Source organism: Segatella salivae F0493 (assembly GCF_000477535.1).
In the GTDB taxonomy this organism is placed as follows: domain Bacteria; phylum Bacteroidota; class Bacteroidia; order Bacteroidales; family Bacteroidaceae; genus Prevotella; species Prevotella salivae.
The window spans coordinates 19865-35025 of sequence record NZ_AWGW01000028.1 but is presented as its reverse complement, the minus strand read 5'-3'; the positions used below and the strand labels follow the sequence as shown (position 1 = coordinate 35025).

Here is a 15161-nt window from a genome sequence, read left to right as displayed (position 1 = left end):
CGTGGTAATTATTGGATTACTGCAATGCTGTTTTCATGCAAAAGCGAATAATATAATGCGACAAAATGATGCACTTCTGTCTCGCGTTTTTGCTTATTCGAAGTCTGTTGAAGGTGAGAAGATTGCTCAACATACATCATATTCTTATACGAAATATTCTCTATTTGTTCGTAAACGCAACTTTTTGTTGTTGGCTGTACCTACAATGTGGGCTGTAGCACATGGGGAAAAACGACATTATTTGGGTGAAAGTTACGAACGAGTTGTTTATACCCAAGATGGGAAACCAGAGATTCAGCGACTGACAAGTCGTACAACAATTCCTTCAAGTCGCGGAAGTCTCACCACCGTTCTTAAGTATCTTACTCCCGATGTATATCAAACAACAATTTTTAAAGATGGTATTCTCTCGCCATTTTATGTAAAAAATCAAAGTTATTACAACTATAAAGTAACACTCTTACCCAAAGAGAAGGCGCAAGTTAAGTTTCAACCACGTGTTAACAACACTCGACTTGTAAGCGGAGAAGCCCTGATTAACTTTAGTGATGGACGCATTATAAGCCTGAAAATGAGTGGAGAATATGACATGGTTAACTTCACTTTATCCATTGTAATGGGGCAATCTGGGGCTGAATCTTTACTTCCAAATGATGTAGATTTAAGCTGCCAATTCAGATTTCTGGGTAATATCACTGATGGAAAGTTCCGTTCTATCTATAATTTGAGAGGCATTTTACCCGATAGCGTGGTTGAAAATGATAGGAACAGCCTTGCACTTGTGCGTCCCATTCCTTTGACAACAGAAGAGAAAATGCTTTATGACAAAGAACAAGAAACTCGGGAACACAGAGATTCTATACGCAAAGAGTATCCTAAAAAGAAAGAAAACGCGTGGAAAACAGTCTTTTGGAATGTCATCGGGAATAACGTTATAAACCAAATAAAAAGTAACTTTGGCAAGAATAATGAAGGTTATTTACGTATAAATCCTATTTTGAATCCACTTTATATGAGTTATGATCATAAACGAGGGTTTACATATAAGTTTGATGTTCGATTGAAATATATGTTTACTTCGAATACTTTGCTAACAACACGCATTAGGTCTGGCTATTCATTTAAGCAGAAACAGCTCTATTTTTCATTACCTATTATGTATTGGTATGATAGGCATCATAACGGATATATAGAGATAGAAGTGGGTAATGGGAACTGGATAACGAATGGAAATGCAGTTAATTATGCTCGAAATCAAATCGGAGACTCTGTTGTTAACAAGTATTCGAGGTCAGACTTCTTTAAGGATTATTATGTAAGATTAATCACTAACTACGACTTTAACAGTCAGTGGGGCTTTCAAGCTGGTATAATACTACATCATAGGAAGGCTGTTGAAGGAGACGTTTACAGACAAGCTGGTATGCCAACGCAATATACTTCAGTGGCTCCACTATTCGAAATCCAATGGCGTCCGATAGGATGGCAAGGCCCATATATCGCACTTGATTACGAAAGAGGAATTAAACGATTACTTAAAGGAAACATAGGCTATGAACGATGGGAGTTAGATGCGCAATGGAAACTAAAGCTTAGGCAACTTAAAAGCCTTCAAATGAGACTCGGCTTTGGTGGATATACACTGCAAAGCGGGCACACTTTCTTTCTTGATTATACAAACTTTAGGGAGAATCATGTACCTGGTGGGTGGAATGATGATTGGAGTGGAGAGTTTGAACTGCTTAATTCTAATAAATATAATGAATCCCGTTGGTATGCTCGAGGCAACATAACGTATGAAAGTCCGTTATTAACAATATCCCACTTGCCTTGGGTTGGGCACTTTATTGAAATGGAACGAATCTATGCAAGCGTACTGAGTTCGAGGAATTGTCACCCTTATATAGAGATTGGTTACGGCTTTACAACTCGCCTTTTCTCTATGGGAATGTTCTTAAGTAACGATAGTGGTAAGATAAAAGAATTTGGATGTAAATTTGGTTTTGAACTATTTAGACACTGGTAATGAACACTTTAACTGTATATAGAGCAAGCGCTGGCTCGGGAAAGACCTTTACCCTTGCCGTGCAATATATCACATTGTTGGTCGAAAACCCTCACTCCTATCGACATACTCTTGCTGTCACCTTTACAAATAAGGCTACAGAAGAGATGAAAATGAGAATACTTAGTCAATTATATGGCATCTCTGTTGGGCTAAATGAAAGCAAACCATACTTGGAATGTGTCAAACAACTAAGTGGATTGGAAGAAAAAACCATCATTGCCAATGCTGGTTACGCACTGCGTGAACTCATTCATCACTACAGCTACTTTCGAGTGGAAACAATAGATGCCTTTTTTCAGACTGTATTAAGAAACTTAGCACGCGAACTTGAGCTTACAGCCAACTTGAGAATAGAACTGAATGACGAACAAGTTGAACAGCAAGCAGTAGACCAACTCATAGAAGATCTCAACGACTCTTCACTCTTATTGTCTTGGATTTTGGATTATATTCAAGAGAATATTGACGACGATAAGTCGTGGAATGTCATTGCACAAATTAAACAATTCGGTAGAAATATTCTCAAAGACTACTATAAAAAGAATCGTCAAAAGATTAAAGAGGTCTTTGAAGATAATGACTTTTTCAAGCAATATACAGGTCAATTGCGCGCTATTAGCAAACACGCTGAAGAACAGATGAAAACATGTGGTGACGCCTTCTTCAAGTGCATAGCCGATAATGGCTTTGATATTACCGATTTTTCTAAAGGGGCTTCGGGCGTATGTGGATACTTTTTAAAGCTTCAATCTGGGGATTTTACAGATGATGAAAGGGTGTTTAATTCCACAGCTCAAGGGGCTTCGGAGAATCCTGAAAAATGGGTTGTAAAAAAGAAAGCTATAGTTGGCGAACCAATCTATGACTTAGTGTGCAGTACTTTACAAGAAATGTTGATTACAACTGAAAGGAAACGAAAGCAGCAAAGCCGCTTATTTAAAAGTGTTTCATTAACATTGAAGCATATAAATCAGTTGAGATTGCTTGATAGTATAGGCGATAAAGTCGAAGAATTGAATTTAGAGCTCAACCGCTTTATGCTTAGTGATACCCAAACTTTATTAAAGTCGATGATTGGAGAGAATGATTCTCCGTTCATTTTTGAAAAGATTGGTGCACAATTACACAACATTATGATTGATGAATTCCAAGATACCGGCTCGGTACAATGGGAGAATTTCAAGGTGTTGTTACTCGAAACGATGAGTCACGACAGTAATAACCTTATTGTTGGTGACGTGAAACAGAGTATATATCGGTGGAGATCAGGTGATTGGAGACTTCTAAATGACATTGAAGAACAATTTAAAGAGCACGAAATAACTATTAAACCATTGCAAGTTAACCGTCGTTCTGAAAGAAATATCATCACATTTAACAACACTTTTTTTCAAGAAGCGGTCCGTCAAGAATATGAACAATTAAAACAAGATATCGGCGATGAGGCAGAATTACTACAAAAAGCATACGCAGATGTGACACAAGAGATTCCCTCAGATAAGAAAGAAGTAGGTATTGTTGAAGTCGAATTACTACCTAACACCCCTGAATATGAAGAGGAAACTCACAAGAAAATAGCAGATAAGGTGCAGCATCTCCTTGACAATGGTGTTAGAGAAAATGATATCGCGATTATCGTTAGATACAATTCCGACATAGAAAGGATTGGAGAATACTTCATGAAAAACAAGCCGGAGGTACATCTTATTTCCGAAGAAGCGTTTCATCTTGATGCTTCACAAGTCGTGAATATCATTATCAATGCAATGAAGGTGTTGAACAATCCTAATGATGATATAGCACAAGCCGCCCTAACTAAGCTTTACATTAAAGCAATTAAGGATAACAATTTGACTGACAATGATATATTATTAAAGGATAAATCATTAAAAGATTGCCTTCCTCCACAATTCTTCAACCAAGAAAGCCACTTGCGAGGACTATCATTAATTGACATGGCAGAAGAGATTTTTCGTATCTTTGAGCTTCAAAAACTCTCGGGACAAACGGCATATATCTGTGCGCTTTACGATAAACTAAATGAATATATGCAAGATGGGATTCCTGATTTACATGGATTTTTGGAACAATGGACAGACAATATACACAAGTGTTCAATTCAAAGTAGCAGCAAAAAAGGTATTTCTTTGTATACCATTCACAAGAGTAAAGGGTTAGAATTTGACCATGTTATCGTGCCTTTTTGTAACTGGGAACTTGAAAAAAGGGACGTAATCTGGTGCGAACCTGATGTAGAACCATTTAATGCTTTGCCTATAGTTCCAGTGTCGTTCAGTCGTAAACAAATGAAGAACTCTATCTATGAAAAAGATTACGCGCATGAACATTTCCTCAATATCGTTGATAATCTCAACCTCCTTTACGTCACTTTTACCCGTGCAGGACGTGGATTATACGTTTATGGCAAGCGAGGTGACAAAGGACAAGGACGCTCTTGGGTGATTGAAAACAGTTTAGAAGCAGTTGCAAACCAGCTAAATGCTGAGTACAACGCTACAAAAGAAAAAGACGAAGAGATTCTGTTTACCTACGGAAATGAATCATCTCTTGTCAATAATCGAGTTAAAAAAGCGACCAAAAACATATTTGAACAATCAGCAGAAGATATTGAAATTGCAATTGATAATTATGAGAATATCGTTGAGTTCAAGCAAAGTAACAAGAGTAAAGAATTTGTTTCAGACGACAATGCCAGTGATGAAGAAAGCACAAAAAGGCAGAGTTATATTAAACTTGGCAGTGTTTTACATGCTGTATTCTCTACAATCAAGACAAAAGATGATGTTAATAAGGCACTAAATGATTTGGAAGCAGAAGGTATTTTGTATGATAAGATTATCACACAAGACCGACTTCACAAACTGATTACAGACCGTTTAAACGATCCCCGCGTAGCTTCTTGGTACTCTGATCGATGGACTTTATTCAACGAGTGCAGTATACTTAAGCTCAATACTCTTACTGATAAGGTAGAAGAACGACGTCCTGATCGTGTCATGTTTGATGGAAACGAGATGATTGTTGTTGACTATAAATTTGGTGTTCCCAAAGAAGAGCACCAATCACAAGTAAAAGAATATATGAACTTATTAAGTGAAATGGGATATAAAAATATTACAGGTTACTTATGGTATCTATTCTCAAACAAAATGATTAAACTATAATGAAAAGCTTCTTACAATATGTTGCTGAGGACATTCTGCACAAATACGGAACAGATCTCTCGCGTATCACCATCATTTTCCCAAACAAGCGTGCCTCTTTATTCCTTAATGAAGAACTTGTTCGCCTATCAAACAAACCATTATGGAGCCCAAATTATCTCACAATCAGTGAACTTTTCCGTGCACATTCAAGCAAATCAGTGGGCGATCAAATTAAACTGATATGCGATTTACATAAGATTTTCAACGAATGTACAGGAAGTGACGAGACTCTTGACCACTTTTATGGTTGGGGACAGGTGCTTTTGGCCGACTATGATGACATAGATAAGAACATGGGCGACGCTCATTTGATATTCAAAAGCATAAAAGACATTCATGAATTTGACGACGCTTCATACCTCAATGATGAGCAAAAAGGGCTGTTAAAGAAGTTCTTTGCCAACTTCACAGAAGACATAACATCAAAACTAAAAGAACGATTTATTAACCTATGGAGTAACTTTGAAGAGATATATACAAAGTTTAATGAGCGTCTTTCACAACAGGGCTTGGCCTATGAAGGTGCACTTTATCGAGAGGTTGTAGGGAAAGAACAGCTTGATTTCCATAGCGACATCTATATTTTCGTAGGTTTCAATATGATGCAGACAGTCGAACAAAAGCTTTGTGAGCGTCTAATGAAGCAAGGGAAAGCAAAGTTTTACTGGGATTTTGATGACTACTTCATGAGTGAAAAGCATGGACTCAAACATGAAGCAGGTACATATATACGACAATATTTGGAGTATTTTCCGAATGAACTCGATACTACTGATAAAGCAATTTATTGTAACTTCGAAAGGCCAAAAGATATTACTTATCTCAGTGCTACAACCGAAAATATTCAAGCACGCTATATAAGTACATGGCTAAAAGACCCAAAACGTGTTGCAGCAGGACGCAGAACAGCTATTGTTTTGGCAGATGAAAACCTCTTACCCACTGTCATTCATTGCCTCAATCCAAATCTAAAATATGTCAATATCACCACAGGTTATCCCTTGCAACACACGCCAATAGCCTCCTTTGTGCGACTACTTGTCATGCTTCAAACCATGGGATACAATACAAAACGAAAGTCTTTTAGTCGTAAATGGTGCACTATGCTTCAACAACATGTGTATATGAATTACGTGAAAGACAATGAAAGAATCTTTGGGAAGCATTATGCTGATGTACCATCTGTCAACGCTTGGATTGTAGATATACTCCAAGAAATTGGTAAAAACTATGCAGCCGAGGGTGAAGATACTCCACTTGTTCATGAATCTATATTCAGAACCTACACGCTTTTCAATCGATTAGATGCATTAATTGCATGTGGTGATCTTGTGGCAGATTTTAATATATATAATAAACTCATTAATCAGTTGATTTCATCAACATCAGTTCCTTTCCATGGAGAACCTATTGTAGGACTGCAAATCATGGGAGTTCTTGAAACACGCAACCTTGATTTCGACCACGTTCTCGTGCTTTCGTGCAATGAAGGCAATATGCCCAAAGGGGTAAACGACACATCTTTCATCCCGTATGCCGTAAGAAAGGCTTTTGGATTAACAACAATTGATAATAAAGTGGCCATTTATGCCTATTATTTTCATAGCCTTCTGCAACGTGCAACGGATATAACATTAACCTATAATAAAGCAGCAAGTAAGACGGCAACAGGCGAAATGAGTCGCTTTATGCTGCAATTGATGGTTGAAAGTGGACAGAATATTCATTTTAAGAACCTCAATGCATCTCAAAATCCATTGCAAAGTATCAAGAAACCTATTGTGAAAAACCAAGAGGTTATGCGCAATATCTATCAGACAGATCGCCTCTCTCCTACCGCAATTACTACTTATTTGCGTTGTCAAATGAGGTTTTACTATAGGTATATTGCAAGCATAAAGGAACCTGATAACGAAGAAGATGAAATAGATAACCGCATCTTTGGTAACATCTTTCACCGTGCAGCTGAGTTGTTTTATGAAAGTAAATGTAACAAGGATGTAGTGCAAAAGCAGGATATTATTAATGCACTGAAAGATAAATCGCTATTGCCTCGTATCATAGAAGAGGCGTTCAGAGAAAAGCTTTTCAATATCAAAGATGATAAAAATATTACCTATAATGGACTGCAAATTATCAATCGACAGGTGATTATCGAATATATAAAGAGATTGTTAGCTATAGATCAGAATCTTACTCCATTCTCAATACTTGGCTTGGAAAAGCCTATTGAGATGCCTTTTGACATCAATACGCAAGAAGGTTTGAAACAAATTAGTCTGTTTGGAAACATTGATCGCATTGACAAAATCGACGAAAATGGAAGTACCTGCATCCGAGTGGTCGACTATAAAACAGGGAGTAATGATAAGACAAGCATTAAAAGTGTAGACGATATCTTTAATCCAGAAAAGATAGAGAGCCATTCTGACTACTATCTTCAAGCGCTACTCTACTCAATTATGCTATATAATAACCGCAATCTTAATCCAAATCATCTTCCCGTTAGCCCTGCCTTACTATTTATTCAACATGCAACAGGCGATGATTATACACCAATTCTAAAGTTCGGTAAAGACATCATTACAGACATTTCGATATATACAGAAGACTTCTTAAACAAGTTGAAGGAACTCATTGAGGACATTTTTAATCCTAATATAGCTTTTAATCCAACGGAAAATACAAAGAGATGTCAATATTGTCCTTATCGGGAAATATGCGGATAATTAGAAAATAGAAGATACATAGCATAACTTAACATTATGTCGGTTTGCAACGTATTGTATGAAGGCCATCAAAAACCATCACACGTTGTTAATAACCGATATAGTGTTAACGGCTCTTTATGAAGAAAAGTGACTCATATTATCATACAAAGTATGTCATTTTATCGTGTAAAATCATACATATTGCAAGATAAAATGACTGCAAACATAATGCGATACGACTAAAATTCAAGTGAAAATTTATATAATATATGTAACATAATAATAATCATTAGTTTATAACATGTAAATTATTAGTTTATTAACCACTACAAAAGTTGTCTTATTGAGCAAAAAATAATATTTTCTTTTAAGTGAATATACATATTAATCCATATATAAAAAACAGATTATTTATTTTACATTTCAACAGATTAATCGTGTATTATGAAAGCGATTCTTATCATATAAAAGAATAAAATGCAAGATATCCACTCCAAAAGGAATTGCCAACAGGTTAAGATTCGCTATAAAACAAGTTTAGTTTTTACACAAATAATTGAATATATACTCGTACAATTCAACTTAATTTCGTAATTTTGCACATAAAAAATTAGCATAACTCGCAGACGAAAAACCTGCAAGTATCAGACAATATTTCTTAGATGACAATACAATCATGACGGAAAGAATTAGGATTAAAGACATTGCAAAGAGATCAGGAGTGTCAGTTGGCACTGTAGACCGCGTGCTTCACAATCGTCCTAACGTATCAGAGCCAGCGCGAAAGAAAGTAGAAAAGGCCCTTGCTGAAATGAATTATCAACCCAATATGTATGCAAGTGCATTGGCTTATAATAAATCTTATACGTTTTTTCTTTTCATTCCGAAGCATGAAGAGGAAACTTATTGGCAGGAAATTGAGGAAGGTGCCGCGAAGGTTATGGAGTCAAGACGAGACTTTCACATAGATGTCAAGTTCATTTATTATGAGCGTTTCAACGACGATTCATTCAGAACAAAAAGCAAAGAATGCCTGCAACAGAAACCAGATGGCGTTGTTGTGGTGCCAGCTGAGTTCGACATTACACGTGAATTCACTGAAACCTTGCATGAAAATAATATTCCTTTCATCCTGTTGGATTCGTATATGCCTGAGCTTAAGCCTTTATCTTTTTATGGACAAGACTCACTTAGCAGTGGTTTCTTTGCCGCAAAGATACTCATGATGAAGGCTTTTGACAATCAAGAAATCATGTTAATGAAGCAAATGAAGAACGGACATGTTTCCAGTACGCAACAAGTGAACCGGGAAGTGGGGTTCCGTAACTATATGAAAACATTTTTTCCAGATGTTAAAATCATCGAGGTCAACCTGCCAAGTGAAAGTAGTAAGGAAGAATATGCTAATATATTGGAAGACTATTTCACGACACATCCTAATACACATCACTGCATAACGTTGAATTCAAAGGCACATATTGTAGGAGAATTTCTATTGAAAACACATCGCAATAACATTCAAATTATGGGCTATGATATGGTTGCTAAGAATGCTGAATGCATCAAAAAAGGAAGTATTTCATTTCTCATTGCGCAACATGCATACCAACAAGGTTACTCATGTGTAGACGCTTTGTTCAGAACTATTGTGCTAAAGAAAAAGGTACAACCTGTGAATTATATGCCAATAGAACTGATAATGAAGGAAAATATCGATTTCTATAGACGAACACAACTATAAAACAATCTAACAAACTACTATTTACATGAAACAAACTGCTTATTTACAAATCAACAAAAACGATAATGTTGTGGTCTGCCTCCGTGCAATGCATGTTGGCGAAGAGATTAAAACATCACATGGCATCATTCATGTGCTTAAGGAGACTCCTGCTGGTCATAAGATTCTTCTTTATGACACAGATCAAAATGAGCCTATCATCAAATATGGATATCCTATTGGACATGCGAAAGAACCCCTCAAAGCAGGAGAATGGGTCAATGAAAAAAACATTAAAACCAATCTTTCTGGTACACTTGAATATGAGTATCAACCAAGAATAATGCCTCTTGAGATAGAACCTGAAAACAGACATTTCAAAGGTTTTCTACGTAGAAATGGAGAAGTTGGCATTCGAAATGAGATATGGATTGTACCAACTGTAGGTTGCGTTAATGGCATTGCGGAGCGCTTAGCAAGGCAACTTGAGAAAGAAACCCAGTTAAAAGGTATTGACGGAATACATGCTTGGCATCATAATTATGGCTGTTCTCAGTTAGGAGATGACCACGAAAATACACGTAAAGTGCTTCGAGATATCTGCCAACACCCCAATGCCGGTGGCGTGTTAGTTATTTCGTTAGGATGTGAAAATAATCAACCAGAAGATTTCATGAAGCTTCTTGGTGACTATGATACAGAGAGAATACAACTCCTAATAACGCAACAAGTTGAGGGAGATGAAGTAGAAGCCGGCATGAACATTTTAAGAAAACTGTATCATAAGGCTGCACAAGATCAGCGGGAAGAAGTTAGTGTGGATAAACTCCGTATCGGATTGAAGTGTGGAGGCAGTGATGGTTTCAGCGGAATAACAGCAAACCCTCTCGTAGGAGCATTCTCTGACTGGCTAATTGCACAAGGAGGAACAACTGTATTGACAGAAGTTCCAGAAATGTTTGGTGCAGAAACAATTTTAATGAATCGCTGTTTGACTCCACAACTGTTTCAAAAGACAGTGAAAATGATTAACGATTTCAAGACATACTTCCTTGAACATGGTGAGCCTGTGGGTGAAAATCCATCACCAGGCAATAAAGCTGGTGGGATTTCTACACTCGAAGATAAGGCCTTAGGCTGTACTCAAAAAGGTGGACATGCACCAGTTTGTGGCGTACTTTCGTATGGGGAACGAATTGAAGTTAATGGATTAAATCTGCTTTCTGCGCCAGGAAATGATCTTGTTGCAGCCACAGCACTGGCAGCTTCGGGATGCCAGATGGTGTTATTCACAACAGGTCGTGGTACACCTTTTGGTACATTTGTCCCCACAATGAAGATAAGTACGAACTCACAGCTCTACAAAACTAAACCAAACTGGATTGATTTTAACGCAGGAGAACTTGTAGAGGGTACCGAGATGCAGACACTTCGTAATAAGTTTATCGACAAAATACTTGCTGTTGCCAATGGAGAAAAGGTACAAAATGAGGTCAACGGCTATCAAGAAATTGCCATTTTCAAAAATGGAGTAACATTATAATACAAGACATTGAATACAAAAAAGGGATTATTAGCATTATCGCCATTGTTTGTTTTGATTGCATTCATCTTGATGTTTACAATCTATTCAGTCGACAAGAGTAAGAACGAACCAAATCTTTCGCTCTCTGTTGCTTTCATGTTATCAAGTATTTATGCTATCATTATATCGGGAGGACTTCCTATAAAGAAAAGGATTGATACCTTCAGTCGTGGAGCTGGCGCAAGCAATCTTATGCTTATGCTTTGGATTTACGTATTAGCGGGAGCATTTGCTGCGTCAGCTAAAAGCATGGGAGCTATTGATGCGACAGTCAACTTCACATTACATTATCTACCAAGTGGAATGCTTCTGCCTGGTCTTTTCCTTGCTGCCTGCTTTATATCAATATCAATTGGTACAAGTGTTGGTACGGTTGTAGCTCTTGTTCCGATAGCCGTTGGCGTGGCACATTCAACAGATTACAATGTAGCTATGATGACAGCAGTCATCGTTGGCGGTTCATACTTTGGCGATAATCTATCATTTATCTCTGACACTACAGTCGTTGCAACGCAAACTCAAGGCTGTTTAATGAAAGATAAGTTTCATGTTAATGCATTGATTGTAGCTCCTGCCGCCATCATTATTCTCATTATATATTTCTTTTTGGGTGAGCATGTCAGCAAACCGACAATAATTCCTCCTGTAGAATATATTAAAATTCTTCCCTATCTACTTGTGTTGATTGCAGCAATTGCAGGAATGAATGTCATGGCTGTATTGACATTAGGATTATTCCTCTGTGGTATCATTGGAATAGTAATGGGAGACTATAACGTATATGGATGGTTTGCAGCGATGGGAGACGGCGTACTCGGCATGGGAGAACTTGTGATTATTGCGATGATGGCAGGTGGAATGCTCGAAATAATCCGTGAAAATGGTGGTATAGATTATGTCATTGAGAAGATTACTCGCAAAGTAAATGGCAAGCGAGGTGCCGAACTTGCTATTGCAACTTTAGTTTCGTTTGTCAACGTTTGCACTGCAAACAACACAGTAGCAATATTGACTGTGGGGGCGATTGCAAAGAAGATCGGCGATAAATATGGTGTAGACAATCGGAAAGCTGCAAGTATTTTGGACACATTTTCTTGCTGTGTACAAGGTCTAATCCCTTATGGTGTTCAAATGTTACTGGCAGCTGGCTTGTCAGGAGTAAGCCCAATACGTATTCTTTCCTATCTATACTACCCGATGGCTATAGGTATTGTTGCGCTAATGTCCATTATCTTTCGATATCCAAAGAGGTTTTCTTAATTCAAATGTCATTCATTATGAATATTATTCAACGTAATCTTTTCACAAAACTTAGGATAGATAACTTCCATACTAAAGAGCAATTAGAGCCCATGTCGAGGTTCAAGATGAAGAAACTCATGGTGCTTATGAAGAACATTGCAGACATGCCAGCTGGCGAAGTGACGCTATCCACCCCCCTGTTGAACAAGAGATTGAAGAACATTCAGAAAGAAGAAGCAACAGCAACTCAGGTTTCTAAAGAAACCATCTACCTCTTACGAATCATCATTGCAAATGTAAATGCAACGATGAATCACGGGATTCCCGTTCGTGGTATTATCCAATTGGGTCAATATCTGCGTTCCCGTGGAGAGAAAGTTGACTTTATGAAGTTAGAACGTTGGCTTTCAAAGCTTCATGTTTCGCGCCTTGCACAGTTGCAAGGTAATATCCTTATAAACCTCCTTGGCTTTGAAAAGGCGGAGCTACCTTTTGTAAAACAGCCCGAGAAAGAAGCTGTTTCACTAACTCTTCGGTCTATAACAAACATAGAACATGACACAGAAGAGTGGCACTTTAGACAAGGAAATAGCGTTTTTGTACATAACAATCAAAAGTTGCTTAGACGCAATTTGCGACGCAGTATGCGTTATATAGACTACGCACCCATAGAAACAACCAGCAATTTTCTATTGAATTTCTCACGTAGTTTGTCTGAAATCGAGGAATAAGCAAAATAAAATTAATTTATTTTGCCATTCTATGTATTTGCTGTAATTTTGCAAATATGAGGTTCAAGAATTTATATTTAATCGTCTTTTTCATTTTCTTCACACCCACACTCCTAAATGCTCAGGAATATGTTCAGTGCGAAGATACGTGTAGTCACGTGCATGGCATCGACTTAAGTCATTATCAAGGGGATGTCTTTTGGGAGACAGTAGGAGAAAACTCTAAGATGGCCTATGTCTATTTGAAGGCATCTGAAGGAGGAGATCGTATTGATGCAAAGTATGAACGCAATATAGAGTTGGCGCATAAATATGGACTTAAGGTTGGTTCTTACCATTTCTTTCGTCCTAAAACAGATTTAAACAAGCAACTACTCAACTTTATGACTCAATGTCGTCCAGGCGAACAAGACCTTATTCCGATGATAGATATCGAAACAAAAAGCGGACTTGACACTGAGGAATTCTGCGATTCTTTGTTCAAATTCATACATTTGGTGGAGAAAGCTTATAACCAAAAGCCCCTACTCTATACCTTTGTGAACTTCTATAACAATTATCTTTTAGGAAAGATGGATGGATATAAACTGATGATTGCACAATATACACGACGTATTCCCGAACTGGCTGACCAACGCGACTTTACAATGTGGCAATACACGGGTAAGGGAAGAATTAATGGAGTCAACGGATTTGTTGACAAAAGTAGGTTTATGGACAAACACAGTCTTCGCGAAATTCGATTTAAACACTGATATTAATTAAAATAAACTAACACTATGGCAATTATAAAATGTCCTGAATGTGGAAATCCTGTGAGTGACAAGGCACCCTATTGCCCTAAATGTGGCATTGAGATTGCAGGCAAAATAAAATCTCAAACCATGACACCTCCCCCTGTTCCCCCTGCTGAAAAGCCCTTTAATTCACAATCACCGAAGGATGAAAATAAAAAGAATGGTACGAGAAATGTACTCATTGTTTGTCTTGTTATCGCGTTAATCGCATGTGGATTAGCCTTATATTTTTATCACGATGCACAATCAAGTAAAGAGCAAAGTGAATATGAATATGCTATGAAATCAACAGACCCAGCTGTATTACAAGCCTACCTTGATACGTTTACTGACGCCCCTGAAGCTCATATTGATAGCATTCAAGCTCATTTATTGATGCTACAACAAGGAGATAAAGACTGGTCTAATGCTTTGGTTAGTAACTCAAAATCAGCTTTTGAGGCCTATATTGCAAATCATCCAGACTCTCCTCATAAGGCAGAAGCAGAGCATAAGATAGACTCTATTGATTGGGCTACAGTGTCAACTACAAACACAGTAGACGCTTATAACACCTATCTTCAAGATCATCCTAACGGAGAACATGTTGATGAAGCAAAAGATGGAATCAAACAAGTCAATGCAAAGACAGTACAACCAGAGGAAAAACAAATGATTAGTAGTTTGTTCCGCCAATTCTTCCAAAGTGTAAACACACGTGATGAGGTTGTACTTACTAACACATGTGAAAGTCTTATGACTTCATTCTTAGGCAAACCAGACGCTACAAAGAGTGATGTTGTGACCTTCCTTGATAAGATTTGGAAAGACGATATCACCAATATGACTTGGCGTATCAATAATGATTATACAATCAGTAAAAAAGAAGTTGGAGATGATGACTACGAATATACCGTACAATTCTCTGCTGTTCAGTCGAAAACTACGGAGGAATCATCGAAACCAACAAATACTCTTTTCCGTATAAATGCAAAGGTTAGTCCTAACGATAAAATCAGTTCATTTAGCATGGTTAAGATTATTGAGTAACAGGTTATAACTAACAGACTGACAATATTTTATTTATTACAAAGTAAACTG

Annotated in this window: 9 protein-coding genes; all 9 read left to right on the top strand. The window is 37.4% G+C overall.

Annotated features, from left to right (window positions below):
• Nucleotides 1-55: 55 nt before the first annotated feature.
• The 9 genes from HMPREF9145_RS09970 (at nt 56) to HMPREF9145_RS09930 (ending at nt 15110) form a co-directional block, all read left to right on the top strand.
• Nucleotides 56-2026: a DUF5686 family protein gene (locus tag HMPREF9145_RS09970; protein WP_021826235.1), complete on the top strand. Its 1971-nt coding sequence runs from the start codon at nt 56-58 to the stop codon at nt 2024-2026.
• Nucleotides 2026-5253 carry a UvrD-helicase domain-containing protein gene (locus HMPREF9145_RS09965; protein WP_021826250.1) on the top strand — a complete coding sequence of 1076 codons (3228 nt, stop codon included), beginning with the start codon at nt 2026-2028 and terminating at the stop codon, nt 5251-5253. The genes HMPREF9145_RS09970 and HMPREF9145_RS09965 overlap by 1 nt, the downstream gene beginning before the upstream one ends.
• Nucleotides 5253-8024 carry a PD-(D/E)XK nuclease family protein gene (locus HMPREF9145_RS09960; RefSeq protein WP_021826247.1) on the top strand — a complete coding sequence of 924 codons (2772 nt, stop codon included), beginning with the start codon at nt 5253-5255 and terminating at the stop codon, nt 8022-8024. The genes HMPREF9145_RS09965 and HMPREF9145_RS09960 overlap by 1 nt, the downstream gene beginning before the upstream one ends.
• A gap of 658 nt (nt 8025-8682) precedes the next feature.
• The gene (locus HMPREF9145_RS09955; protein WP_021826256.1) at nt 8683-9747 is read left to right on the top strand and encodes a substrate-binding domain-containing protein; all 1065 of its coding nucleotides are present in this window, start codon (nt 8683-8685) and stop codon (nt 9745-9747) included.
• 25 nt (nt 9748-9772) lie between these two features.
• Nucleotides 9773-11269 (top strand): UxaA family hydrolase, encoded by a 1497-nt coding sequence (locus HMPREF9145_RS09950; protein WP_021826219.1) that lies wholly within the window; start codon nt 9773-9775, stop codon nt 11267-11269.
• Nucleotides 11270-11278: 9 nt separating this feature from the next.
• A complete protein-coding gene (locus HMPREF9145_RS09945) occupies nt 11279-12571 on the top strand; it encodes a Na+/H+ antiporter NhaC family protein (RefSeq protein WP_021826260.1) in 1293 nt (430 codons plus the stop codon).
• Between the two features lie 17 nt (nt 12572-12588).
• Nucleotides 12589-13284 (top strand): hypothetical protein, encoded by a 696-nt coding sequence (locus HMPREF9145_RS09940; RefSeq protein ID WP_036907378.1) that lies wholly within the window; start codon nt 12589-12591, stop codon nt 13282-13284.
• 56 nt (nt 13285-13340) lie between these two features.
• Entirely contained in the window at nt 13341-14039 is a 699-nt protein-coding gene (locus tag HMPREF9145_RS09935; RefSeq protein WP_021826269.1) for a glycoside hydrolase family 25 protein, read from the top strand.
• Nucleotides 14040-14063: 24 nt separating this feature from the next.
• Nucleotides 14064-15110 (top strand): zinc-ribbon domain-containing protein, encoded by a 1047-nt coding sequence (locus tag HMPREF9145_RS09930; protein WP_021826280.1) that lies wholly within the window; start codon nt 14064-14066, stop codon nt 15108-15110.
• The last annotated feature ends 51 nt before the right edge of the window (nt 15111-15161 follow it).

Coding starts and splice junctions, on each gene's coding strand:
- HMPREF9145_RS09970 (WP_021826235.1), top strand. CDS start 56: ATGCGACAAAATGATGCACTTCTGTCTCGCGTTTTTGCTTATTCGAAG.
- HMPREF9145_RS09950 (WP_021826219.1), top strand. CDS start 9,773: ATGAAACAAACTGCTTATTTACAAATCAACAAAAACGATAATGTTGTG.
- HMPREF9145_RS09955 (WP_021826256.1), top strand. CDS start 8,683: ATGACGGAAAGAATTAGGATTAAAGACATTGCAAAGAGATCAGGAGTG.
- HMPREF9145_RS09960 (WP_021826247.1), top strand. CDS start 5,253: ATGAAAAGCTTCTTACAATATGTTGCTGAGGACATTCTGCACAAATAC.
- HMPREF9145_RS09965 (WP_021826250.1), top strand. CDS start 2,026: ATGAACACTTTAACTGTATATAGAGCAAGCGCTGGCTCGGGAAAGACC.
- HMPREF9145_RS09935 (WP_021826269.1), top strand. CDS start 13,341: ATGAGGTTCAAGAATTTATATTTAATCGTCTTTTTCATTTTCTTCACA.
- HMPREF9145_RS09940 (WP_036907378.1), top strand. CDS start 12,589: ATGAATATTATTCAACGTAATCTTTTCACAAAACTTAGGATAGATAAC.
- HMPREF9145_RS09930 (WP_021826280.1), top strand. CDS start 14,064: ATGGCAATTATAAAATGTCCTGAATGTGGAAATCCTGTGAGTGACAAG.